21 protein-coding genes are annotated in these 24,313 nt (G+C 68.8%); 14 read left to right on the top strand and 7 right to left on the bottom strand.

Annotation, left to right across the window (positions count from 1 at the left end; translation table 11 throughout):
* Positions 1-13: 13 nt before the first annotated feature.
* The gene (locus tag H7F30_RS12030) at positions 14-1,804 is read right to left on the bottom strand and encodes a long-chain fatty acid--CoA ligase (RefSeq protein WP_187035356.1); all 1,791 of its coding nucleotides are present in this window, start codon (positions 1,802-1,804) and stop codon (positions 14-16) included.
* Positions 1,805-1,915: 111 nt separating this feature from the next.
* Between H7F30_RS12030 and H7F30_RS12025 the strand changes: the two genes are divergently transcribed.
* The 4 genes from H7F30_RS12025 to H7F30_RS12010 all read left to right on the top strand — a co-directional run bounded on the left by H7F30_RS12025 (position 1,916) and on the right by H7F30_RS12010 (position 5,094).
* A complete protein-coding gene (locus H7F30_RS12025; protein WP_187035354.1) occupies positions 1,916-2,383 on the top strand; it encodes an SRPBCC family protein in 468 nt (155 codons plus the stop codon).
* 91 nt (positions 2,384-2,474) lie between these two features.
* Positions 2,475-3,440 carry an ROK family glucokinase gene (locus H7F30_RS12020; protein WP_187035353.1) on the top strand — a complete coding sequence of 322 codons (966 nt, stop codon included), beginning with the start codon at positions 2,475-2,477 and terminating at the stop codon, positions 3,438-3,440.
* Positions 3,437-4,423: an ROK family glucokinase gene (locus H7F30_RS12015; RefSeq protein WP_047311480.1), complete on the top strand. Its 987-nt coding sequence runs from the start codon at positions 3,437-3,439 to the stop codon at positions 4,421-4,423. The genes H7F30_RS12020 and H7F30_RS12015 overlap by 4 nt, the downstream gene beginning before the upstream one ends.
* Positions 4,420-5,094: an endonuclease/exonuclease/phosphatase family protein gene (locus H7F30_RS12010; protein ID WP_052946954.1), complete on the top strand. Its 675-nt coding sequence runs from the start codon at positions 4,420-4,422 to the stop codon at positions 5,092-5,094. The genes H7F30_RS12015 and H7F30_RS12010 overlap by 4 nt, the downstream gene beginning before the upstream one ends.
* A 6-nt stretch (positions 5,095-5,100) precedes the next feature.
* On the opposite strand, the gene H7F30_RS12005 is transcribed toward H7F30_RS12010, so the two are convergent.
* Positions 5,101-5,664 (bottom strand): hypothetical protein, encoded by a 564-nt coding sequence (locus H7F30_RS12005; protein WP_187035351.1) that lies wholly within the window; start codon positions 5,662-5,664, stop codon positions 5,101-5,103.
* 167 nt (positions 5,665-5,831) lie between these two features.
* Here H7F30_RS12005 and H7F30_RS12000 point away from each other — a divergent pair, with 167 nt between their 5' ends.
* On the top strand, positions 5,832-6,749 hold the full coding sequence (locus H7F30_RS12000; protein WP_187035349.1) for a 1-acyl-sn-glycerol-3-phosphate acyltransferase: 918 nt from the start codon (positions 5,832-5,834) through the stop codon (positions 6,747-6,749).
* A 61-nt stretch (positions 6,750-6,810) separates the two neighbouring features.
* Positions 6,811-8,184: a class II 3-deoxy-7-phosphoheptulonate synthase gene (locus tag H7F30_RS11995; RefSeq protein WP_255464821.1), complete on the top strand. Its 1,374-nt coding sequence runs from the start codon at positions 6,811-6,813 to the stop codon at positions 8,182-8,184.
* A gap of 77 nt (positions 8,185-8,261) precedes the next feature.
* On the opposite strand, the gene pknB is transcribed toward H7F30_RS11995, so the two are convergent.
* Positions 8,262-10,229: a Stk1 family PASTA domain-containing Ser/Thr kinase gene (gene pknB, locus H7F30_RS11990; RefSeq protein WP_187035347.1), complete on the bottom strand. Its 1,968-nt coding sequence runs from the start codon at positions 10,227-10,229 to the stop codon at positions 8,262-8,264.
* Between the two features lie 90 nt (positions 10,230-10,319).
* Positions 10,320-11,513, bottom strand: a complete 1,194-nt coding sequence (locus H7F30_RS11985) for a LysM peptidoglycan-binding domain-containing protein (protein WP_187035346.1) — start codon at positions 11,511-11,513, stop codon at positions 10,320-10,322.
* Positions 11,514-11,632: 119 nt separating this feature from the next.
* Here H7F30_RS11985 and H7F30_RS11980 point away from each other — a divergent pair, with 119 nt between their 5' ends.
* The gene (locus H7F30_RS11980; protein ID WP_047311482.1) at positions 11,633-12,007 is read left to right on the top strand and encodes an Rv2175c family DNA-binding protein; all 375 of its coding nucleotides are present in this window, start codon (positions 11,633-11,635) and stop codon (positions 12,005-12,007) included.
* A 26-nt stretch (positions 12,008-12,033) separates the two neighbouring features.
* Here the strand turns inward: H7F30_RS11980 and H7F30_RS11975 are convergent, their stop codons facing one another.
* A complete protein-coding gene (locus H7F30_RS11975) occupies positions 12,034-13,122 on the bottom strand; it encodes a polyprenyl synthetase family protein (protein WP_255464820.1) in 1,089 nt (362 codons plus the stop codon).
* Between the two features lie 239 nt (positions 13,123-13,361).
* On the opposite strand from H7F30_RS11975, the gene H7F30_RS11970 reads away from it, so the two are divergent.
* From H7F30_RS11970 to H7F30_RS11950, 5 genes are all read left to right on the top strand, one after another.
* A complete protein-coding gene (locus tag H7F30_RS11970; protein ID WP_187035342.1) occupies positions 13,362-13,649 on the top strand; it encodes a DUF6504 family protein in 288 nt (95 codons plus the stop codon).
* A gap of 40 nt (positions 13,650-13,689) precedes the next feature.
* Positions 13,690-14,139, top strand: coding sequence for an SAV_6107 family HEPN domain-containing protein (locus H7F30_RS11965; protein WP_052946958.1), 450 nt, complete (start codon positions 13,690-13,692; stop codon positions 14,137-14,139).
* A 5-nt stretch (positions 14,140-14,144) separates the two neighbouring features.
* Positions 14,145-18,011, top strand: coding sequence for a DNA polymerase III subunit alpha (locus tag H7F30_RS11960; RefSeq protein WP_187035340.1), 3,867 nt, complete (start codon positions 14,145-14,147; stop codon positions 18,009-18,011).
* Positions 18,008-19,156: a DNA polymerase IV gene (gene dinB, locus H7F30_RS11955; protein ID WP_187035338.1), complete on the top strand. Its 1,149-nt coding sequence runs from the start codon at positions 18,008-18,010 to the stop codon at positions 19,154-19,156. Before H7F30_RS11960 ends, dinB begins: the two co-directional genes overlap by 4 nt.
* A 128-nt stretch (positions 19,157-19,284) precedes the next feature.
* Positions 19,285-19,761: a DUF3040 domain-containing protein gene (locus H7F30_RS11950; protein WP_187035336.1), complete on the top strand. Its 477-nt coding sequence runs from the start codon at positions 19,285-19,287 to the stop codon at positions 19,759-19,761.
* 38 nt (positions 19,762-19,799) lie between these two features.
* On the opposite strand, the gene H7F30_RS11945 is transcribed toward H7F30_RS11950, so the two are convergent.
* Together H7F30_RS11945 and H7F30_RS11940 are read right to left on the bottom strand one after the other, a co-directional pair.
* Positions 19,800-20,288 carry a DUF456 domain-containing protein gene (locus H7F30_RS11945; RefSeq protein ID WP_187035334.1) on the bottom strand — a complete coding sequence of 163 codons (489 nt, stop codon included), beginning with the start codon at positions 20,286-20,288 and terminating at the stop codon, positions 19,800-19,802.
* A gap of 129 nt (positions 20,289-20,417) precedes the next feature.
* Positions 20,418-20,618, bottom strand: coding sequence for a hypothetical protein (locus H7F30_RS11940; RefSeq protein WP_082128775.1), 201 nt, complete (start codon positions 20,616-20,618; stop codon positions 20,418-20,420).
* A 285-nt stretch (positions 20,619-20,903) separates the two neighbouring features.
* Between H7F30_RS11940 and H7F30_RS11935 the strand changes: the two genes are divergently transcribed.
* Entirely contained in the window at positions 20,904-23,015 is a 2,112-nt protein-coding gene (locus H7F30_RS11935; protein WP_187035332.1) for a type IIA DNA topoisomerase subunit B, read from the top strand.
* A complete protein-coding gene (locus tag H7F30_RS11930) occupies positions 23,012-24,307 on the top strand; it encodes an MFS transporter (RefSeq protein ID WP_187035330.1) in 1,296 nt (431 codons plus the stop codon). Before H7F30_RS11935 ends, H7F30_RS11930 begins: the two co-directional genes overlap by 4 nt.
* Positions 24,308-24,313: the final 6 nt, after the last annotated feature.

Genomic DNA, 24,313 nt, shown 5'->3' with positions numbered 1-24,313 from the left:
CACCGAGGCGCGCTCAGGCGTAGAGCTCGTCGACCTGCTCGGCGAAGTCCTTGAGCACGACGTGACGCTTCACCTTGAGCGACGGTGTGAGGTGCCCTGAAGCCTCCGTGAGGTGTTCCGGCAGCACCGTGAACTTGCGGATCGACTCCGCGCGCGACACGAGTTGGTTTGCCTTGTCGACCGCAGCCTGCAGCGCTTCGAGCACCTCGGGGCGCGTGCGTGCCTGCTCGGGGTCGAGGTCGGCGACGCCGTGCTCGTTCGCCCACGCCGGCAGCGCCTCCTCGTCGAGGGTGAGCAGCGCCGCGATGAACGGGCGGCCGTCACCGACGACGACGGCTTCGGCCACGAGGGGATCGGAGCGCAGGGCGTCCTCGAGGCGCGACGGGCTGACGTTCTTGCCGCCGGCGGTCACGATGAGGTCCTTCTTGCGGCCGGTGATCGTGAGGTAACCCTCCTCGTCGAGCGAGCCGAGATCGCCCGTGCGGAACCACCCGTCGACCTTCGCCTCTGCGGTGGCGTCGGGGTTGCCCAGGTACTCGCGGAAGACGTTGATGCCCTTGACGAGCACCTCGCCGTCCTCGGCGATCCGCAGGCAGACGCCAGGGCAGGCCGGGCCGACGGTGCCGATCTTGAGTCGCTCCGGCGGGTTGACCGACGCCGGTGCTGTCGTCTCCGTCAGGCCGTAGCCCTCAAGAACGGGAAGGCCGATCCCGTTGTAGAAGTGGGCGACGGAGGCGTCCAAAGGCGCGCCACCGGAGATCGAGTACCGGAGCTCGCCGCCGAACGCCGCGCGCAGCTTCGCGTAGACAAGACGATCGAAGACCGCGTGCTTGGCCCGAAGGAGCAACGAGGGGCGCCGTCCCGCGTTCGTGGCCTGGCTGTACTTCGTCGCGACGTCGGCGGCGGTGTCGAACACGCGACCCTTGCCGTCAGAGACAGCGCGCTGACGCGACGCGGCGAACACCTTCTCGAACACCCGCGGCACCGCGAGCAGGTACGAGGGGCGGTAGGTTCCGAGGTCGTCGACGAGGGTGGTCATCGACGTGTGCCCCAAACGGGTTCCGGAGGCGATCGCCACGTACTGGATGAGGCGCGCGAAGACGTGCGCGAGCGGCAGGAACAGCATCGTGCCGTTGTTGTCCTCGCCGTTGACGAGCGCGTCCATCCGGGCCAGGGCGTTCTGCGACAGCGCAACGAAGTTGCCGTGCGTCAGCACGCAGCCCTTCGGGCGGCCGGTCGTGCCGGAGGTGTAGATGATCGTCGCCATGCTCTCGGCGTCGAGGCTGTCGCGTCGTGCGCGCATCTCGGCATCACTGACATCGCCGGCACCCTGACGCAACTCGTCGAGGTGTCCGCCGTCGATTTGCCAGACGTCACGCAGGGCCGGGCACTCGTCGCGGACCGTGGCGATGCTGCGGGCCATGTCGACGTCCTCGACGATGGCGGCGATCGAGCCGGAGTCGCGAAGGATCCAGGAGATCTGGTCGGCCGACGACGTCTCGTACACCGGCACGACGACGGCGCCGGCAGTGAGCAGTGCGAGGTCGACGAGTGTCCACTCGTAGCGGGTGTGGCTCATGAGGGCGACGCGGTCGCCCGGTCGCACGCCCGACGCCATGAAGCCCTTGGCCAACTGCTCCACCTCGGCGAGGAACTCGCGGTGGGTGATCTCACGCCACGTGGCCCCCTCGCGCACGGCGTAGCCGACCTTGTCGCCTCGCTGCGTCGCGTTCGTCGTGAGCAACTGCGGAAGACTCGCTTCCTCGCGGACGGGAACGAGCAGAGGTTCGCAGCTCTCCTGCATGGCGACCTTTCGTCTGAGGCGTGGGGTGGCGGGGTGGACTGACGTCCGAATGCCGCGCCCAGCCTAGCGGCTTGCTCGAAACGTTCCGCGCGCATGCCCTACTGTCGCGACATGGGTGAGCACACGAACGCGACTCGGGTGATGTCAGCAGATCCGGAGACGGTGCTGGCCACCGTCGTCGACATCGAGGCCTACCCGAGGTGGACATCGCAGATCACACGGGCCGAGGTGTTCGCCGTCGACGCGGCGGGAATGCCGAGCGATGCAGAGCTGAGGATGGACGCCGGGCTGCTCAAGGACGTCCTCCGGCTGAGCTACCGCGTGACGAGGCGGGGCCCGGAAGCGGAGGTCGCGTGGACACTCGTCGCGGCGAAGCAGCTACGGAGCCTGGAGGGTTCGTACCGCATCGTGCCGGCGGCTCAGGGGTGCACCGTCACGTACACGTTGAACGTGGATCCCGGCATTCCGATCATCACAGCACTACGCCGCAAGGCTGAGGCAACGGTCGTTTCGGTGGCGCTGGACGACTTGGCGCGTGAGGTCGAGCGCCGAAACACGGAAAGGGCGCACCCCGAGTGACGGCGAGGCGATTTGGCCACCGTCGTGGAGCCGTTCAGGATTGGTGGCACGTGCGGTCGCCCGAGTGGCTCCGCGGGATGAAGGGCACAACGTGAGCGTGAGCATCGGTATCGACATTGGCGGAACGAAGATCGCCGGCGGTCTCGTCGACGCCGAGGGCCGACTCGTCGAGCAGGCACGCCGTGACACGCCCGCGCAGGACGCCGAGGCCATCATCACCGGCACGGTCGACCTCATCCGGGAGCTTGCCGAGAAGGCGCGAGCCTATGGTGACGAGACGCCCAAGGTGGGGGTTGCGTGCGCCGGTTACATCGATCGTGAGGGGGCGACGGTCCTTTTCGCACCGAACATCGCGTGGCGCCACGAGCCGCTGCGCGCCCAGCTCCAGGAGGCCACCGGTCACGACGTCGTCATCGAGAACGACGCCAACGCCGCCGGGTACGGGGAGTTCCGCTACGGCGGCGGCAAGAACGTCGACGACATGGTGATGATCACGCTCGGCACTGGTGTCGGCGGAGGCATCGTGCTCGGCGGCGAGGTCTTCCGCGGCAGCCACGGCGTCGGCGCCGAGATCGGCCACATGCGCGTCGTCCCGCACGGACACCTCTGCGGCTGTGGCAACCGAGGTTGCTTCGAGATGTACGCCAGCGGCAGCGCGCTCGTTCGCGACGCGCGGGCCCTCGTCGACGAGGGAACTCCGCAGGGAAAGCGTCTGCGTGAGTTGTGCGACGGCAAGCCGGAGAACCTCAAGGGCGTTCACGTGACGCAGGCCGCCCAGGAAGGTGACGAGGCGGCGGTGGCTCTGCTCGCCGAGATCGGACGCTGGCTGGGCGAGGGCGCCGCGTCGCTCGCGGCGATTCTCGACCCGCAGCTCTTCGTCATCGGGGGAGGCCTCGCCGAGGCGGGCGACCTCGTCCTCGAGCCCGCACGCGTCGCGTTCGCCGAGGAGCTGACCGGCGGCGGGCACCGCCCCGCGGCTCGTTTCTGCGTCGCAACGCTCGGAAACGACGCAGGCGTCATCGGCGCCGCAGCACTGGCAAGGGAAGGACGCGCGTGAGTCTCGCGATCGGTATCGACATCGGCGGCACGAAGGTGGCCGGCGGTCTCGTCGACGAGGAGGGCAACGTCATCGCCCGCGCCCGTCGCGACACCCCACACCGCTCGACGAAGGCGGCGGTCGTCGAGGACTTGCTCGTCAGCGTCGTCGACGAGCTCGACGCCGTCGCGGAGCGCGACTCGCTCGGCGATGTATCCGCCGTCGGCATCGGCGCGGCCGGTTTCGTCGGAGCGGATCGCTCGACGGTCGTTTTCGCCCCGCATCTGTCGTGGCGCAACGAGCCGCTGCGCGAGAACCTGCGCGCGCGGTGCACGCACCCCGTCTTCGTCGACAACGACGCCAACACGGCGTGCTGGGCCGAGTGGCGCTTCGGTGCCGTGCGCGGTGAGAGCCACGTCGTCATGGTCAACCTCGGTACCGGAATTGGCGGCGCCGTGCTGTTCGACGGGGAGATCCAGCGCGGTCGGTACGGCATCGCGGGGGAGTTCGGCCACATGCAGGTCGTGCCCGGCGGCCTGCGCTGCGAGTGCGGAAACCGCGGCTGCTGGGAGCAGTATGCGAGCGGCAACGCGCTCGTGCGCGAAGCTCGCTCGCTGCTCGCCGCCGAATCGCCCATGGCTCACGACATCGCGGACACCCTCGGCGGCGACCTGACGAAGCTGACCGGTCCGATGATCACCGAGGCCGCCTCGGCCGGTGACGCCACCGCCGCGGAGCTTCTCGCCGAGATCGGCACGTGGCTCGGCACTGGCCTCGCCAACCTCGCCAGCGCGTTCGATCCGAGCGCCTTCGTCATCGGCGGTGGAGTCTCCGCCGCCGGTGACATGCTGCTCGGCCCGGCGCGTGAGGCCTTCCGCAAACAACTGCCCGGGCGCGGTTACCGCCCGGAGGCCCGCATCGCCCAGGCGCAACTCGGCAACGAGGCCGGCCTCGTCGGCGCCGCAGACCTCGCCCGCAGCGCCGTGAAAGGAAACGTGGCATGACGGTACGACTCATGAGCTACAACGTGCGGGGCCTCAAGGACGACCGGGCCGCGCTGCGCGAAGTCATCGAGCACGCGCGACCTGACGTGCTGTGCCTGCAGGAGATGCCGCGCCATCCGTTCTCGAACCACAAGGTCGCGGCCTTCGCCGAGAGCCTCGGCATGGTCTGGGGCGGCGGCAAGCGTCATCGCATGAGCACCGCGCTCATCACGTCGCCGCGCGTCGAGGTGCGTCGCAGCGGTCACGGCCTGTACTCCGTGCCGCGTCCGCAGGAGCCGCGCGGTTACGCATGGGCGGAGGTGGCGTTGCCCGGTGAGAAGCCGTGGGTCGCGATCAGCACGCACCTGTCGCTCTACGGAGCGTTGCGCGGTGGACACGCGCGTGAACTGCTCGGCGACGAGACCCTCGACCACACGTTGCCGTGGGCGATCGCCGGCGACTTCAACGAGCTCGAGAACGGCCCCGCCGGGCGCGAGTTCAAGCATCACGGTCTGCTCGACGCGGGCCCGCGCATCAACACGTTCAACGCGGCCGACCCGCACAAGCGCATCGACTTCATCTACGCCTCGCCGCAGCTGACGCTGACGGCCGTCGACATGTCCGCGGTCGAGGAGCAGATGAAGGTCGCGACCGACCATCGCCCGCTCGTCGTCGACGCCGTCGTCGCCTGACGAGCCTCAGACGCGCGCCCCGTCGTCGTCATCGTCCTCGTCGCGTGACTTCGGCTGTCGGGCCACGGCCATGACGAAGCCGGCTGCGGTGATGAGTGCGGCGAGGCTCCACCACAGCGTTGCGGCGTTGCGGTCGAAGAAGAGCAGGTAGAGCAGCCACAACGGGCCCAGCACGAGGCAGCCCAACATGACGATCGTTGCCGGGTCGTCGCTGTCGAGGGGCGTCGGCTCGGGTGGGACGAAGTCGTCGTCGTCCTCGAGTTCGGGAGGGTCCTCAAGAGGTTGATTCGTGTTCAGGTTCGGCAGCGAGGGCGCGTCGTCACGCATCCGCCATTGGTCACGGAAACCCGGAACGGGGGAGTCGTCGTCCGTGGCCGACGACGACGCGCTGTCGCCGCGCGAGTTGTCCTTGGGTGGCTCGGCAAAGCCGTGGTCGAACCGGTGGCGACTCGCCGGGGGCATCTCATGAGGTTCGTCGCCAGAGGAATCCGACTGCGGCCGCAGGCTCTTGGCGATGGCCTCGAACTCCGCGTCCCAGTCGCGGGCCTCGTCGGGCTGCCGGTTCGTCATCGAACGCGGTTGCGGCGCGCGGGCACAGCGCTGCCACGGAGATCGTCGAGGTGCATGCCCACATCCTGGCACGAGAGGGGCAACGCCGCGGCCCGGACGGGCTACGCGTCATAGGTCACACCGACTAGAGTGACATCGGATTCTCACGCCCAACAGGAAGTTCTCCCGTGCTCTACTGGCTCCTCAAGCGAGTTCTCGTCGGCCCGGCGCTGCGGACGGTGTTCCGCCCGACCGTCGAAGGGCTCGAGCACGTCCCGGATTCGGGGCCTGCGATCCTCGCCATCAACCACCTGTCGTACTCCGACTGGCTCTTTCTGCCGCTCGTGCTCGACCGTCGCGTGACGTTCGTCGCCAAGTCCGAGTACTTCACCACGCCCGGCGTCAGGGGCCGCATGCAGAAGAGCTTCTTCTCGGGCACGGGCCAGGTGCCGATCGACCGCACGAGCGGTTCGGCGGCCGCGGGGGCACTCGCGACGGGCAAGCGGATCCTCGCTGAGGGCGATCTGTTCGGCATCTTCCCCGAGGGCACGCGTTCGCCGGACGGCCGCCTCTACAAGGGCAAGACGGGCGTGGCCCGGTTGGCGCTGGAAAGTGGCGCGCCGGTCATCCCGGTGGCACTCATGGACACCGACACGGTGGCCCCTCCCGGTGAGAAGTTCGGTCGTTACGCGCAGCCGCACGTGCGCTTCGGTGTTCCGCTCGACTTCTCGCGCTTCGAGGGTATGAGCGCCGACCGTTTCGTCCTACGCTCGATCACCGACGAGATCATGTACGAGCTCATGCTCCTGTCGGGCCAGGAGTACGTCGACGAGTACGCCGCATCGCGCAAGAAGTCCGTTGCCGAGAAGGCTCGCACCATCGGTGAGGGCGCGGTTCACGTGGCCAAGGAGATCCAGGGCAGCGCCACCTCCGTCATCGAGGACGCTGCCTCACGCCTGCCGCGCAAGAGCAGCGACGCCGACAAGGGCAAGAACGCGGACGCAGCCGCGTCAGCAGAAACCCCCGACTCCTCCGGCGACGTGACCACGGAGACGATTCAGCCGGTGGCCGAGGCGCCGGGTGAGGAAGCGAGCGAGCGCTCCTGACTCCGTCTCAGCAAAAGGGCTGAGATGCGCAGGATTGGACAGGGGTCATAGGCTTTGGAGGGTGAGTACCGCCCCCGAAACCCAGACCATTTCGACTACGACCCGTCCCGTGGGCCTCGACTGGCCGGAGCTTCCGGCGAAGCAGCAGCCCACGTGGCCCAACGACGGCTCGCTCGAACGTGTTTCGGAGACCCTGGCCAGCTATCCGCCGCTCGTCTTCGCGGGCGAGTGTGACGATCTGCGCACCCGTCTGGCCGCCGCAGCCCGCGGCGAGGCCTTCGTCCTGCAAGGTGGCGACTGTGCGGAGATGTTCGCCTCGGCCACGGCCGACAACATCCGCGACCGCATCAAGACGATCCTCCAGATGGCGGCCGTCCTCACGTACGGCGCGAGCACGCCGGTCGTGAAGCTGGGCCGCATCGCCGGCCAGTTCGCGAAGCCGCGCTCGAAGGACACCGAGACCCGTGGCGACGTGACGCTCCCGGCCTACCGCGGTGACATGGTCAACGACTTCGCCTTCACCGAGGAGGCTCGTCGTCCGAACCCGGACCGCCTGCTCCAGGCGTACAACACGAGCGCGGCCACGCTGAACCTCGTGCGAGCCTTCACGCAGGGCGGTTTCGCCGACCTGCGCAATGTGCACGAGTGGAACAAGGGCTTCATCGCCAATGCCGCTAACTCGCGCTACGAGAAGACGGCCAAGGACATCGACCGGGCGATGCGCTTCATGGCGGCCTGTGGTGCCGACTTCGACGCCCTCAAGGCGGTCGACTTCTTCTCCAGTCACGAGGCGCTGCTGCTCGACTACGAGCGTCCGCTGACGCGCACCGACTCCCGTTCGGGCCGCCCGTACGCCACGTCGGGTCACATGCTGTGGGTCGGTGAGCGCACCCGCGAGATCGACGGCGCCCACATCGACTTCATCAGCCGTATCTGGAACCCGGTCGGCATGAAGGTGGGTCCCAAGGCCGACCCGGACGACCTGCTGCGCATCATCGACAAGATCGACCCCGAGCGTGAGCCGGGCCGTCTGACGTTCATCACGCGCATGGGTGCGGGCACGATCCGCGAGGCTCTGCCGCCCATCGTCGAGCGTCTCAAGGCCGAGGGCGCCACGCCGTTGTGGATCACCGACCCGATGCACGGCAACACGTTCGAATCCTCCAGCGGCTACAAGACGCGTCGTCTCGACGACGTCGTCGACGAGGTCCGTGGCTTCTTCGAGGTGCACGAAGCGGCCGGCACGGTGCCGGGCGGCCTGCACGTCGAGCTCACGGGCAACGACGTCACGGAGTGCCTTGGCGGCAGCGTCGAGGTGCGTGACGAAGACCTCGAGAGCCGTTACGAGTCGGCCTGCGACCCGCGCCTCAACCACCAGCAGAGCCTTGAGCTCGCCTACCTGGTGGCTGAGATGCTGGGTGCACGCAACGCCTGAGCAACGACCGCTTCACGCCGAACGGCGCTCGCCCCGACGAGGGGCGAGCGCCGTTCGACGTTTGTCGTGGATACGCCTCAGAAGTTCAGCGTGACAGTGGAGCCCTTGGGCGCCTGCTTGCCGGAGCCGCCCTCGGGCGACTGGCTGGAGACGGTGCCGTCGAGGAGATCGTCGAGCCACGAGCCGCCGTCGACGTCGAATCCGGCGTCCTCGAGTGTGCGACGGGCATCGGCTGCGCTCATGCCGACGACATCCGGGACATCAACCATCTCGGGTCCCTTGGACACGGTGAGCGTGACGGTGCTTCCTGCCCGCGCGGTCGTGCCGCTGCTCGGGTCGGTGGAGATGACCTTGCCCGACTCGATGTCCGGGTCGTAGTCCTCCGTTGTCGTCACGGAGAAGCCGAGCGCCTCCAACTGACGCTTCGCATCGTCCTCGGACGATCCGGAGACATCGGGGACGTCGACCTCGGCCGGTCCGTCGCTCACGATGAGGGTGATCGGGGTGTCGTGACGCACGCGGCTGCCACCTGCGGGGTCGGTGCCGACGACCTTGTCCTTCTCGATGTCGGAGTGTTGCTTCTCGACGCGAGCGACCTTGAACCCCTTGCTCTCCAAGGTCTTGCGCGCGTCGTCCTGCGTGGCGTTCGCGGTATCTGGGACGTCGACCATGCGGGGGCCGGTGCTGACCCAGAGCGTCACATCGCTCGTCGGACGGCGCGACGCTCCGCTTTCCGGTGTCGTGCGCACAGCCCGCCCCGTGGGCACAGTGTCGGACTCGGTGGTGCGGACCTTGACGTCGAAGCCTGCGTTCCGCAGGGTCGAAACGGCCTGACCTTGAGCTTGACCCTGAACCTTGGGAACGGTGCGCGGGCCGAGAGGGCCGACGGTGAACGCGATGGCCGCCACGACGGCGACGACGAGTGCGGCGACGGCGAGCACCCAGGGCCACCAACGGCGCGGGCGCTCGTTCTCGACGACGGTGGCGCGGCTCGGGAGGGCCGTCGTCGACTGGGGGCCGTACTGGCGGGTGACGAGCGGGGAGTCGGGAGCCTCGGCTGCAGAGGAGGCTCGGGCGACCGGCGCGGTCGTACCGTCGGCGGCCGCGGAGACGCGGGTGTGCTGGGTGTCGGCGTTCGTCGTCAGTGACGACGGCGGGGCCGGCGGCACCGGGACGACGAGAACGTCGTCGGGGAGTTCGGCGCGAAGCCTGGTGACTTCGGTCTTGAACTCCTCGGCGTCGGCGGGACGCTCCTGAGGCTCCTTGGAACAGGCCCGGGCGAGGAGTGGGTCGAAGGCGGCAGTGAGCTCCGGCAGGATCTCGGAGGGCTTCGCCATCGTGCCGTGTACGTGCTGGTAGGCCACCTGGACGGGAAGGTCGCCGTCGAAGGCGCGGTGACCCGTGAGCATCTCGAAGAGCACGAGTCCCGCGGAGTAGACGTCGGAACGGGTGCCGGAGGGGCTGAAGCTCGACGGCTCGACCTGTTCGGGCGACAGGTACGACGCCGTGCCGATGAGGACTTCGCTGTCCACGCTCACACCGCTTCCGGTGACCGCGCGGGCCAGGCCGAAGTCGGCGACCTTGACCCGGTCGGCAGCGTCGATGAGAACGTTCTCCGGCTTGATGTCGCGATGCACGAAGCCGGCCCGGTGGGCGGCGGCGAGCCCGTCGAGCAGCTGCTCGAAGAGCGTGAGCTGCTCACCCACGCTCCTGTCGCCGTCGCGAATGACGTCGCGCAACGTGCGACCGCGCACGAGTTCCATGGCGAGATAGACGACATCGGCGTCCTGCCCCTGGTCGTGCACTGCGACGACGTGGGGGTGGGCAAGTCGCGCCGCAGCGCGGGCTTCACGCTGGAAGCGCTCGACGAAGACGGGGTCACGCGCAAGGTCGGCCCGCAAGACCTTGAGGGCGACCTCCCGATCGAGGCGGAGGTCTCGAGCGACGTACACACTGCCCATGCCACCGTCCGCAAGATGCTCGAGGACGCGATAGCGCCCTTCGACGGTGCGGCCGATGAGGGGGTCGGCGTGCGAGGTGGTCACGGTGGCGAGTCTAGGTGGCGGGGCAGGAAGAACGCTGAACGCTGCGGGTCATCAGGTGAGGACACGGAGCGTGCCTGGCGCCCGGCTGCGTCAGCCGCCGAAGCGCTTCATGTGCGCCTTGACGCTGCTGACGTACTGGCGTGTGTCGGGGTAGAAGCCGTGTTTCCGGACAGCGCCGAGGCCCTGGTAGTAGGAGCCGATCACCTCGTCGCGGTTGTTGGCGTGCTGGGTGAGGAAGCGCAGAGTGACGACACCTGCCGTGATGTTGTCCTGTGGGTCCATGAGGTTGAGCTTGCGGCCCGCGAGGTTGCCCGCCCAACGGCCGGTGGCCGGCATGACCTGCATCGTGCCGAGCGCGTCGCAGACGGAGACGGCGCTCTGGCGGTGCCCCGATTCCTGCCAGCCGATGGCGAGGGCGAGCGTCGGGTCGACCCCGTAGCGCTTGGCGGTGGCGACGATCATCGAACGGATCTGGGCCTGGTTCGGCAGGTTCGCCTGCGCGAGTTGCTGACGGTGACGATCACCCGAGGCGACAGCGGCGGCCGGGTAGCGCCGTGCCGCAGAGGTGCCGGCGTACTTGACGACGTGCGTCGGCTTGGGTGCGTAGCCACCGGCAGGTGCCTTCGAGGTGGGCTTGCGAGCAGGCTTCGTGGTGGGCTTCTTTGCCGGCTTCGCGGCGGAGGTGACACCGGCAACGGGGATCTTGACCTGAGACCCGACGTGGAGACGACGCGCGTCGAGCCCCGGATTCGCCTTGATGACGCTTGCCAGGCTCGCGTGATGACGCTGGGCCAGCGTGTAGAGCGAGTCGCCGGGGCGCACGGTGACGCTCTTCGTGCGACGAACGGCCTTCTTCGTGGGCTTCTTCGCCGGCGCCTTCGCTGGCTTTGCTGCGGGCTTCTTGACCGGCTTCGCGCTCGTGGCCTTCGACGGCTTCTTGACGGGCTGCTTCTTGACGGGCTGCTTCTTGACGGGCTTCGTCGCCTTCGGGGCCGAGGCGGGGACCGGCACCTTGAGGACGGTGCCCGGCACGAGACGACGGAACTCGATCTTCGGGTTCGCCTTGACGATGGCCGCGACGCTCGAGGAGTGGGTTCGCGCGATGGCGTAAACCGAGTCCCCGGGGCGGATCGTGACGTTCTTGACCTTGCGGGTCGGCTTCTTCTTCGCAGCAGGGCTGCTCTTCGCGGCTCCCTTGACGAACTGCGCGTGAGCTCGGCCCGGCTGAACGTGCGCAGGCGGCGCCGCGTGCAGTGCGACGGGGACGTCGTAGGTGAGAGGCATGGCTCACACGCTAGGTGGTGACGTGGCTCGTCCTGCGAAGGCGCGCCCGAAGGGGTGAAGCTCGCCCCGGTGCGGTGCCGACATGCGGTAGTGCGTTCCCGTCTGGCAATCTTGGGGTCGTGGATGACGCAACGCACACGGAACTCGAAGCACTTGTCGGTGACTGGCTCACCGTGCCCGACCTCGCCGAGGAGCTGGGCATGTCGCTGCGCCAGGTGCGTCAGATGATCGCCGATCGCGAGATCATCGCCGCGCGCGTGGGGGAGCGCAATGTCGTTGCGGTGCCGGCGTCCTTCGTTCAGGACGGTGCGGTCGTCACACCTCTCATGGGCACGGTGACGGTGCTCTCCGACGCGGGGTTCAGCGACGAGGAAGCGATTCGCTGGCTGTGTACGCCCGACGAGACGTTGCCGATCGACGGCGCTCCCATCGACATGCTGCGTGCGGGCCGCAAGGCCGAGGTGCGCAAGCGTGCCATGGAAGAGGCGTTCTGACGTTGCTGCCCTGACGGCGCGGCGGCTCAGCTGGAGCGAGCGGTGGTCGTCCCGATGAAGTCGTGCAGGGCGGCGAACGCCTCGGTCGGCATCGACTCGCGGAGCGACTCGAGCGCGGTGCGCGCTTCGTCGGCCCCCTGAGTGATGCGCTGCTCCACGGCGTCGACGGCGCCGGTGCTCACCGCGAGCGCGCGGAAGCGCTCGATCTCGTCGGTGTCGAGGTCGTCGTGGCCGAATCGGGTGTCGAAGAACGCGCGGTCGTCGGCGCAGAGGTCGTCGAGCAGGTGAGCGACGATGACGGTGCGCTTGCCTTCGCGCAGGTCGTCGCCGGCCGGCTTGCCCGTCTGTGCCGGGTCGCCGAAGACGCCGAGCAGGTCGTCGCGCAGTTGGTAGGCCTCGCCGAGGGCGAGACCGTAGCGCGAGAGGGCTTCGAGAGTGGCGTCGTCGCCGCCGGCGCAGGTGGCACCGATGAGCAGGGGGTGCTCCATCGTGTACTTCGCGCTCTTGTACCGGATGACGCGCAGAGCGCGGGTGATGCGCTCGTCGGTGGCGAGCCCTTCCCAGTTCTGCACGGCCTCGAGGACGTCGAGGAACTGCCCGCCCATGAGCTGGGTGCGCATGAGGTCGAAGACCCGGCGTCCGCGAAGAACCTCGTCGGCGGGTAGACCGCTCGTCGCGTACATCTCGTCGGCCCAGGTGAGGCACAGGTCGCCCGCGAGGATGGCGCCGGCCTCGCCGAAGCGGTCGGCGTCGCCGGTGAGGCCGCGCTCGCGGTGGGCGCTCGCCATGGCCCGGTGTGCAGCCGGCATGCCGCGGCGGGTGTCGCTCGCGTCCATGACGTCGTCGTGCAGCAGCGCGGCGGCCTGGAAGAGCTCCATCGACGCGCTGGCGCGCACGAGGGCGTCACTGTCGGCGCCGCCGGCGGCGCGGTAGCCCCAGTAGAGGAACGACGCACGCACGCGCTTGCCGCCGGAGAGCAGGGAAGCGATGGCGTCGACCATGAGATCGGTTTCGTCGCCGAGGGGGGCGAGAACCTCGCGCTGGTGGGCGACTTCGGCGTCGACGGTGCGCTGGATGCGTTCGAGCAACTGCGATGCGTCCGCGGAGTTGGGCACGTCTCGATCCTTCCGGCAAGCGACTTCCACCGAGCCTACGCGGTCGCTCCGATTCCGCGGAATCTGGGGGTTGTCGCCGGGGCGTTCTAGTGTCACCATATCGAACATGAGTTCGAAAAAACGGGCTTGTGCTGTGCCGTTGTTCCGACGTTCGTTGCGTCGTCGCTCACCGTCACAGCCACAGCGAAACATCCGGCGGTGACGACGCAGTCGTCGCCCGAGTGAAGTGAGGTGGCGGGATGCGCGGATACGCCGAGAACGTCGAGGTGACCACAGTGGACACGGGGGAGGCGAGCGCGCCCGAGGCCTTCGTCTGGCGCGGGCGCCGGTATCGGGTCGCGGGGGTGCTCGAGAGCTGGCGTGAGGCAACGCCGTGGTGGCGCCTGCCGATGGGGGAGCAGGGCGTGTACGACGCCGAACGTCGGGTGTGGCGGGTCGAGGCGAGTGCGGGGGCGAGCCCGAGCCTCGGGGTGTTCGACCTGGCGCACGCGCGCTCCGGGTGGTCGCTCGAGCGGCTCAGTGACTGACGTGCAGGTTCGACGAAGTGTGCAGCGAGAGGGAGATGTCATGACGACGACGGCAATGGGTCCGGGTGCGCCCGCGGAAGCACTCACCGGTGATCTGTTCGACCTTCTGGGCCGTTCGCGCGCTGCCCTGATCGAGGCCTGCTCGGCCACGACGACGTCCGAGCGCTACGCGAGGGCCCAACTGGCTGCGCTGCGGGCGGCTGCCGCCCTTCTGGCTCAGGTGGCGCCGCGTTCGCTCGGTTCACGCCCGCGCAGTGCGTGGGAGGCGCTGGCTCGCCAGCGCCCGGAGTTCGGGGAGTGGGCGAGCTTCTTCACTGAGTGCGGTAAGCGCAGCGCCGTCGCCCAGGGTGGCGGTGCCGGGGTGAGTGTGCGGGAGGCCGACGACCTCGTCCGGCAGGCCCAGCTTTTCCTCGACACCGTGCTCGTCCATGTCGGTCTGCCTGCCGCCGACGCTTCGGCGCTGCGGCTCACCCCCGTCGCGGTGGGGTGAGGTCGGTGCAGTTCACCCACCTGCACGTCGCGTCGTCCTTCTCGCTGCGCTACGGCACCACACCGCCGAAGCATCTCGTCGAGCGCGCACACGAGTTGGGCTACGAGCGTCTGGCGCTCACCGACCGTGACGGTCTCTACGGCGTGGTGAAGTTCGTCGAGGCCTGCCGTGATCACGACATCGAACCCGTCGTCGGCGTCGACCTGGCGCTCGAGCCACCGACGCCGGCCAACTCGTCCCGCCCGCGGCGCACCCCGGCGAAGGGCGGGGCAGCCGTCGACGACCGGGGGCCTCGCGTCACCGTTCTGGCTCGCGGCGCCGCGAGCGGGCTCGCCAAGGGCGTCGGTTGGGGGCAGCTGTGCCGTCTCGTCACGGACGCTCACCTCGTCGGGGAGCGCAGTGCCGCGCGCACGTCGCGTGAACGGATCGCGCGGTTCGTCACCGTCGAGGAGGTGGGCAGGGGCAACAGCGCCCCGGCGCTCACCGTACTGCTCGGCCCGGCCTCCGACGTCGGGCAGGCGCTGCTCGCCGAACGTCCTGCCGCGGCGGAGCAGCTGCTCAAGCAGTGGCGTGCTGCGCTGCCGCACGGGGCGCTCGCAGTCGAGGTGGCCTGTCACGACGGGGCGCCGGGCACGCCGGCCAGCAGACGGCACGCGCTCGACCTGTGGGCGTTGGCGCGCGTGTGCGGTGTGCCCGCGGTGCTCACCGGCTGGGTGAGGCACGCGGACGCCGACGAGGCCGTCACCGCCGATCTGCTCGACGCGGCGCGGCGCATGGTGGCGCTCGACCTGCGGCACCTCGACCGCACGAGCACGCGAGGGCATCTGCTCCCCGAGAGCGAGATGCTCGAGATCGCACGTGAACTCGCGCAGGCTGCGGGCGACGAGAGCGCGGCCCTCGACCTCGTCGGCGCGACGTCACGGTTGGCCGAGCTCTGCGTGCAGCATCCGTTCCACGACATCGGCATCGGTGCAGTTCATCTTCCGGAACCGGAGGTGCTCGACCTGGACGGCGTCGACCCCCAGCGCGCTCTGGCCGAGCGCTGCCGCGCCGCGCTGCCCGCTCGCTACGGCCACCTCTCGGCAACCGAGTACGCCGCCGTCGAAGAGCGACTCGACGACGAACTCGAGGTCGTGCGCCACCTCGGCTACCCGACCTACTTCCTCACGGTGGCCATCGTGTGCGATCTCATCCGTGACGCCGGTGTGCGCGTCGCTGCTCGCGGTTCGGGCGCGGGCAGCCTCATCAACTACCTGCTGGGCATCAGCGGGGTCGACCCGATCCGGCACCGCCTGCTCATGGAACGCTTTTGCACGCCGCTTCGGGCGTCACTGCCCGACATCGACATCGACGTGGAATCGGCGCGGCGCACCGAGATGTACGAACGCATCATGGAGCGCTTCGGCGGCGAGCGGGTCACGTGTGTGTCGATGGCGGAGACCTACCGGGTGCGTCACGCCATCCGTGACGCCGGCGCTGCGCTCGGTATGCCGCCGGCCGACGTCGACGTCATCGCGAAGGCCTTTCCGCACATCGCCGCGCGCAATGCGCGCCAGGCCATCGAGGAGTTGCCGGAGCTGCGGGCTCGCGGTCTCGCCTCGAGCGAGTTGGAGCGACTGTTCGACCTCGTCGAGCGACTCGACGGTCTGCCGCGGCACGTCGCGCTGCACCCGTGCGGCGTCGTGTTGTCGAACGCGCAACTCGGCCATCGCACGCCGATGGAGGCGAGCTGGCTCGGTTTCCCGATGAGCCAGTTCGACAAGGACGACGTCGAGACCCTCGGACTGCTCAAGCTCGACGTGCTCGGTATCCGAATGCAGTCGGCGATGGCGCACGCCGTGGCCGAGATCAAGAGGGTCGAAGGCGTCGTCGTCGACCTCGACGACGAGACGTGCGTCCCGTTCGACGACGAGGCGACGTTCGACCTCATCCGCTCGACGCGCACGCTGGGGTGCTTCCAGATCGAGTCGCCCGGGCAGCGTGAACTCATCGGCAAGTTCGCTCCCGAGGCCTTCGAAGACCTCATCATCGACATCTCGCTGTTCCGCCCCGGCCCGGTCAAGAGCGACATGATCAACCCGTTCCTGCGGGTGCGTCAGGGTTGGGGTGAGCCGGAGTACCTCCACGAGAGCCTGCGGCCGGCGCTGGAGGAGACGGTCGGCGTCGTGGTCTTCCACGAGCAGGTGTTGCGCATCGTCGCCGAGACGACGGGGGTGACGCTCGCCCAGGCCGACGAGGTGCGTCGGGCGATGGGCTCGCCCACAGGGCAGGAGAAGATCGGGGAGTGGTGGCGTGCTGCGGCCAAGGCCCGCGGGTACACGCGCGGCGAGCGGGAACGCATCTGGGCGGTGCTCGCGGCTTTCGCGTCCTTCGGTTTCTGCAAGGCTCACGCGGCAGCGTTCGCGCTGCCCACCTACCAGTCGGCGTGGTTGAAGACCCATCACCTCGCGGCGTTCGTCGCGGGTGTGCTCACGCACGACCCGGGCATGTACCCCAAGCGGCTCATCCTCGCCGACGCTCGCACGTTCGGTGTGCCCGTGCTCGGTGTTGACATCAACGCCTCGCGGGGCGAGTACCGGGTGGAGCGGGTGAGCGGCAGCGCCGAGGAGGGCAGTGACAACGATGCTGGTGCTTCGGTCGGTCTCCCCGACGGCCCGGGCTCCGACGAACCGGACCCGAGCGCGGAGGCTTCCGAAAAGCTCGGTTTGCGCATCGGGTTCGCCGACGTCAAGGGCATGAGCGAGCGGGAGATCGAGACCCTCGTTGCGGCGCAGCCCTACTCGAGCTTGAGCGACGTGTGGAACCGGGCCGGCCTGACGCGAACGAGCGTCGAACGTCTCGTTCTCGTCGGCGCCTTCGACAGCCTGTACGGCTTCGGTGCTCGCACAGGGCGAGGCGCTCTCACCCGACGCGACCTCCTGCTCGAACTGGAAGATCTCGAGCGCTGGCACCTGCGCGGTACATCGCGGGGGCGTCCGCGCGGGCAGAAGGTGCTCGTGACCAAGCCGTCGTCGAGCAACGTAGACGAGAGGAGTGCGTCGAGCCCAGGTGCCGGCGAAGCGCCAGGGGAGGCTGGGCTCTTCACGTTCGACCCGGTGGAAGCCGCCAGGGCGCAGGCGCAGGGGCGCCGCCCCGGGGCGAAGGATCCGGTGGGTGCTCAACTCGTCCTCGACCTCGTCGACGGAGCCGTCGACGGTGAGGGTTCGGGCCTGCCCGAGTTCACGCCGGCGGAGAAGGTGCGTGCCGAGCTCGACATCCTCGGTCTCGACGTCAGCGGTCACGTCATGGAGTTCTATGCGCCGATGCTGCGTCACCTGGGCCTCAGCGCTGCGTCCGATCTCGTGAACCTGCGGGGTGGGCAGGAGGTGTGGTGCGCGGGGATCAAGGTGGCCACGCAGACCCCGCCGGTGCGTTCGGGGCGCCGCGTCATCTTCCTCACGCTCGACGACGGCACCGGCCCCGCCGACGCCACGTTCTTCGAAGACGTCCAGGGGCCGTACGCCGACACCGTCTTCCACTCGTGGATGCTCCTCGTGCGCGGTGTCGTGCGGCGTACCGGACCACACGGTGTCTCCATCCGGGCCACCGGCGCGTGGGATCTCACGGTGGTGTGGCAGGCGTGGAGCGAGGCGGGTGCTGACGGCGTGAGCAGCCTTGTCGGCGTCGCCCCACCGGACGCAGAAGGTGTCGGCGGCGCTCGCGGACGTCGGATGCTCGTGCACTCCTCAGGGTTCAAACAGTCGCCGTACGCCGACATCAAACCGGCCGGCGAGACGGTCTCGGGAGGTCGCGCGCACCTTCCCGGTCAGGGTGAGGCTCCGCGGTCGCTGTGGCACGCGAGCCCCGGAAGTTCAGGAGGGTGGGGCAGATGATCCTGCACATCGACATGGACGCCTTCTACGCGTCGGCGTCCCTCATCGAGCGCCCCGATCTGCTCGGTCAGCCCGTCATCGTCGGCGGCGCCGGGCGGGGCGTGGTGCTCTCGGCCACCTACGAGGCCAGGCGCAGCGGGGTGAGTTCGGGTATGCCGATGGGGCGTGCGCGCAGGCTGTGCCCCGACGCCGTCGTCCTCGCGCCCGACTACGACCTCTACACGCAGATCTCGGGCTCGATCATGCACCTGTTCTCGCAGGTCACGCCGCTCGTGGAACCGATCTCGCTCGACGAGGCGTTCCTCGACGTCGGCGGCGTCTGCAACGGGCCGGAGTCTGCGGCGGCGCTCGGGCACGAGTTGCGTGACGCCGTCGCCGACGAGCAGGGCATCACGTGTTCGGTCGGGGTGGCGCCGATGAAGTTCGTCGCGAAGTTGGCCTCGACGAGTGCTAAGCCGGACGGGCTGCGTCTCGTGCGTCAGGATGAGGTGCTCGACTTCCTCCACCCGCTGCCGGTGGAGGCGCTGTGGGGCGTGGGTGCCTCGACGCAGGAGAAGCTGCACACGTTGGGGTTGCGCACCGTCGGCGACATCGCGCACCTGCCGCAGCGCACGCTCGTGCGTTCCCTCGGGCAGGCGAGCGGTATGACGTTGCACCGCCTCGCGTGGGGCCACGACGAACGTCGGGTCGTGCCGCACGAGCCGGAGCGCAGCATCGGTTCGGACGAGACGTTCGGTGAGGATCTCGACGATCCTGTGCTCATCAAGCGGCACCTGCTCAAGCTGAGCGACCGCGTCGCGGCGCGTATGCGTTCGGCCGAGGTGGCCGGACGCACGGTGGTGCTCAAGGTGCGCTTCTCCGATTTCACGACGATCACGCGGTCGCGCACGTTGAGCGAGCACACCGACGTCAGCCGGGAGGTCTACGCCGTGGCCGCCCAGCTCTTCGACGCCCTCGGGCTGCAGCGGGCCCGCATCCGCCTCATCGGGGTGCGGGTGCAGGGGCTCACCGATCGACGTCTGACCTCTCGGCAGGGAAAGCTGGGGGAGCGCGAGTTCGGTTGGCAGGAGGCCGATCGCGCCGTCGACCGCGCCAGCGCGCGGTTCGGCGCGGGCATCGTGAGGCCAGCGAGTCTCGTGGGATGAGCGGTCGGTTCTTCGCCCCCTCGCGGGTGGCCACGCGTAACGTCCCGAAGTGCTACAAATGAACGAGACAATGCCAGCACACCATGCGTGGCGCACCATGCGCCGCGAGTGTCGAACCGGAGGCTCCCATGCCGTTGTCAGAACAGGAACGGCGCGCTCTCGAAGAGTTGGAGGCGCAGCTTTCCGCCGAGGACCCGAAGTTCGCGTCGACCATGGTTTCCGACCCGAACCGCGCACGACGTCGCCGTCGTGTCCTGCTCGGTGTGCTTGCCCTCGCGGCGGGTCTCGCGCTCGTCGTTCTGGCCGTCACCACCCGTCAGACCTGGCTGGGCGCCATCGGTTTCCTCGGCATGGTCTTCGGCGTCACCTACGCGGTCGGTACGGATTCCGACCAGCGTCCTGACCTGCACGTCGTCGGTTCCTCGTCAGCGCAGCGCGCCGGCGGCTCGGGCGGTGCCGGACGCAGCTTCCCGAGCGTCCAGGGTGGATTCCCGGGCTCCGGGAAGGCCAAGGCGAAGCCCGCTCGCGGCGCGAGCAACAGCGGCTTCATGCAACGTCTCGAAGAGCGCTGGGATCGTCGTCGCCGCGAGAGCCAGGGCTGGTAGGGACGCCTGGCTGGTAGGGACGCCTCGTCACAGGCCAGTCACAGAGCCATCGGAATGGCCACGCAGGCCCATCCGACGGCAATGATCAGCGCCGCGAGCAGTTCGATTCCCACCGACATGAGGGCAGCCTTGACGGCCACCTTCGTCGAGCGCCACGCCTCGTCCGTGCGGCGCTGACGGGCCATCTCGGCCACGAAAACGCCGAGCACGAAGCCGACGAGCAGGCCGATCACCGGAATGACGAAGAAGCCGATGACGCCGAAGATCACGCCGACGAGGCTACCGCGCTTCGGGATGCCGGCCCGGCCCAGGTGGCGGCCAGGCACGACGTACTGGACGACGTAGCCGATCGCAGCGAGGACGCACGCGATGCCGAACACCGTCCACGCGGTGGGGCCGGAGTTGCCGAGCGCCCAGATGAGCACCCCGCCCAGCACGAGCAGAAGGCCGGGCAGCGCGGGCACGATCAGACCGGCGATGCCGACCGCCATGACGAGTGCGGCGATGATCGTCGTCGTCAGTTCCATGGGCCCATCATCCCTCAGCAGAGCCGGGAGCCGAACCAGTAAGAACGCCCGCCGCGTGCAGGCACGCGAACGGCCCCGGCACCCTTGGCGGGTGACCGGGGCCGTTCGGCGTCAGCGGGAGTGTGCTGCTCAGACCTCTTCGCTCAGGCGGGGCGTCTCGTCGATGACCTCGACGGCGACCTCCTTGAGCTTGTCGAGGTGCTCGCGGCCGTGGTGGCCGCAGAAGCGCAGTTCGAGTCCACCCGACATGACCGCCTTGATGAAGGCCTGGGCTCCGCAGCGATCGCAGCGGTCAGCGGCCGTCATCGTGTGTTCCATCGTCGTGGTCATATCGATCCTCTCGTCGGGATGCCCTGAAAGGGCACCAGCGGCGTCCTACGAACGATGCCCGAAGCATCGTTTCTCGGAATCGACAACAGTCTGTCACGGGCGGACATTCCCGAGAAGCCCAATTCCGACTCCTGAGCCACATCGTTGTGATTCGGTCGACGCCGCAGGTGCGCAGTGAGTGAGCGTCGGATCACCGCGTGGCGGCCCGGAAACCCGCGGATTTTCGGGTACGGTGACGGGTGCGCCGTCTGCGGCGTCCCCCGCGAACTTCAAGGAGATTCCCAGGTGTCGCAAGGAGAGAACCAGACCTACACCGCTCGTCACCTCCAGGTGCTCGAGGGGCTCGAGGCCGTACGCAAGCGCCCGGGCATGTACATCGGTTCCACCGACGGGCGCGGTCTCATGCACTGCCTGTGGGAGATCATCGACAACTCGGTCGACGAGGCGCTCGGCGGCTACTGCGACCGCATCGAGGTCATCCTCATGCCCGACGGCTCCGTCGAGGTGCGCGACAACGGCCGCGGTATCCCCGTGGACATCGAGCCGCGCACGGGCCTTTCGGGTGTCGAGGTCGTCTTCACGAAGCTGCACGCCGGCGGTAAGTTCGGCGGCGGTTCGTACACCGCGTCGGGTGGTCTGCATGGTGTCGGCGCGTCGGTCGTCAACGCGCTGAGCGCTCGTCTCGACGTCGAGGTCGACCGTGCGAGCAAGACGTTCGGCATGAGTTTCCGCCGCGGCGAGCCCGGCGTCTTCGACGACGCCGACGGCAAGAGCCCGCTCAACCCGTTCAGCCCGTTCGAGTCGGGCAGCGAACTCAAGGTCGTCGGCAAGGCCAAGCGCGGCGTCACCGGTTCGCGCGTGCGCTACTGGGCCGACACGAGCATCTTCCTCAAGAGCGCCCAGTTCGACTACGAGCAGCTCATCGGGCGTGCTCGTCAGACGAGCTTCCTCGTGCCGGGCCTAACCCTCGTCATCCGTGACGAGCGCGGCCTGCCAGAGACGCCGGGTGCCGACGGCCCCCACGAGGAGGTCTTCTTCCACGACGGCGGCATCAGCGAGTTCACCGACTACCTCGCCGCCGACGCGGCCGTCACCGACGTGTGGCGCTTGCAGGGCAGCGGTCACTTCACCGAGACGGTGCCCGTCCTCGACGAGAAGAGCGGGCACATGACGAGCCAGGACGTCGAGCGTGAGTGCGGCGTGGACATCGCGCTGCGCTGGGGCACGGGGTACGAGACGAAGGTGCGTTCCTTCGTCAACATCATCGCGACGCCGAAGGGCGGCACGCACAACACCGGCTTCGAGCAGGCCCTCATGAAGGTCTTCAAGAAGCAGCTCGAGGTCAACGCGCGCAAGCTCAAGGTCGGTAACGACAAGGTCGAGAAGGACGACGTTCTCGCCGGCCTCACGGCCGTCGTCACGGTGCGTCTGGCGGAGCCGCAGTTCGAGGGCCAGACGAAGGAGGTGCTCGGCACGAACGCCGTGCGCGCCATCGTCGCGAAGGTCGTCGAGAAGGAGCTCACGGCGCACCTGACGTCGACGAAGCGCGACGAGAAGGCGCAGTCGGCGCTCCTGCTGGAGAAGGTCGTCGCCGAGATGAAGTCGCGCATCAGTGCGCGTCAGCACAAGGAGACGCAGCGGCGTAAGACGGCGCTGGAGAGTTCGAGCCTGCCGGGCAAGCTCAAGGACTGCCGCTCCACCGACGGCGAGAAGTCGGAGCTGTTCATCGTCGAGGGTGACTCGGCGCTCGGCACCGGCATGGCGGCGCGCAACTCGGAGTACCAGGCGCTGCTGCCGATCCGCGGCAAGATCCTCAACGTCCAGAAGGCGTCGGTCGGCGACATGCTGAAGAACGCCGAGTGCGCCTCGATCATCCAGGTCATCGGTGGCGGCTCGGGGCGCAGCTTCGATCTCGACATGGTGCGCTACGGCAAGATCATCCTCATGACGGACGCCGACGTCGACGGCGCCCACATCCGCACGCTGCTGCTCACCCTGTTCTTCCGCTACATGCGCCCGCTCGTCGCGGCCGGTCGGGTGTACGCGGCCATGCCGCCGCTGCACCGTCTCGAACTCAACGCGAGCGGCCGGGCCAAGGGCGAGGTCATCTACACCTACTCCGAGGCCGAGATGCGTTCGGTCGTCAGCGCGTGGGAGAAGAAGGGCCGCACGTTCAAGCAGCCGCAGCGTTACAAGGGTCTCGGCGAGATGGACGCCGACCAGCTCGCGGAGACGACGATGGATCCGCGTCACCGCACGCTGCGTCGCGTCACGCTCGCCGACGCCGAGGCGGCGGAGCAGGTGTTCGACCTGCTCATGGGCAGCGACGTGGCGCCCCGCAAGGACTTCATCATCTCGTCGGCTCACCAGCTCGACCTGGAGCGCATCGACGCATGACCGCGAGCAGGCTCGCGCGTGCGCGCAGCGTTCTCGCGGACACGCGCCCGCTCAAGGTTCCCGCCTTCCGGCGGTTGTGGCTGGCCGACATCGTCACGGTCATCGGTGCGCAGCTGACGATCGTGTCGGTGCCCGCGCAGATCTACGCGCAGACGCGTGACTCGAGTTATGTCGGCCTGACGGGCCTGTTCGGCCTCGTGCCGCTCATCGTCTTCGGCCTGTACGGAGGCTCGCTCGCCGACGCGCACGACCGTCGTCGCATCCTGGTGTTCACGACGACCGGGCTCATCGTGACGAGCGCGCTGTTCTGGGGGCAGGCCGCCGTCGGCGGCATCAACGTGTGGCTGCTGCTCAGCCTGTTCGCGGTGCAGCAGATCTTCTTCGCGCTCCACCAGCCGGCGCTGCAGAGTTCGCTGCCGCGACTCTTGCCACCCGAACTCCTGCCGGCGGCCAACTCCCTCCTCATGACGGTGGCGATGGCGGGTGGCATCGCGGGGCCGCTCGTCGCGGGAACGCTCATCCCGGTGCTCGGGTTCTCGTGGATGTACGCCGCCGACACCCTGTGCCTTCTCGCCACGATGTGGGCCGTCGTCAACCTGCCGGCGATGCGTCCGCTGGGCGAGGTGACGGTGGCCGGCTTCACGTCCGTGGTCGACGGGCTGCGGTATCTCTCACGCCATCCGGTGCTCATGGCGAGCTTCGTCGTCGATCTCGCCGCGATGATCTTCGGTATGCCGCGTGCGGAGTTCCCGCAGATCGCACACGAGTCGTTCGGCGGACCGAGCGAGGGTGGCTTCGCGTTCGCGTGGTTGTTCGCGGCCATTCCGGTCGGTGCTGTGCTCGGCGGCGTGTTCTCCGGGTGGGTATCGCGCGTGCAGCGGCACGGCGTGGCGGTGCTCGCCGCCGTCGCCGTGTGGGGCGGGGCGGTCGTCGTCTTCGGTGGAGCGGTGGCGCTCGCGAACGGACGGCTCGACATCCTGTTCTGGATCGCGTTCGGCGCCCTCGTCGTGGGTGGCGCGGCGGACATGGTCTCGGCGGCGTTCCGCACGTCGATGCTGCAGACGGCGGCCACCGACGCGGTGCGCGGTCGCCTGCAGGGCGTCTTCCTCGTCGTCGTTGCGGGTGGGCCGCGCATCGCCGATGTCGTCCACGGGGCGGGCGCCGAGGCGTTCGGGGCCGGTCGGGCAGCGTGGATCGGTGGTGTCCTCGTGCTCGTCTCCGTGGTGGCGATCGCCGTGCTCGTGCCATCGTTCCGTCGGTACAGGCTGTCGACTGAAGCCGCAAAGAGTTAGGCCAGA

It is taken from the genome of Dermacoccus sp. PAMC28757 (assembly GCF_014302635.1).
Taxonomy (GTDB): Bacteria; Actinomycetota; Actinomycetes; order Actinomycetales; family Dermatophilaceae; genus Dermacoccus; species Dermacoccus abyssi.
Note: the sequence above shows the minus strand (reverse complement) of the source record. Positions and strands in the feature narration are given on the sequence as shown.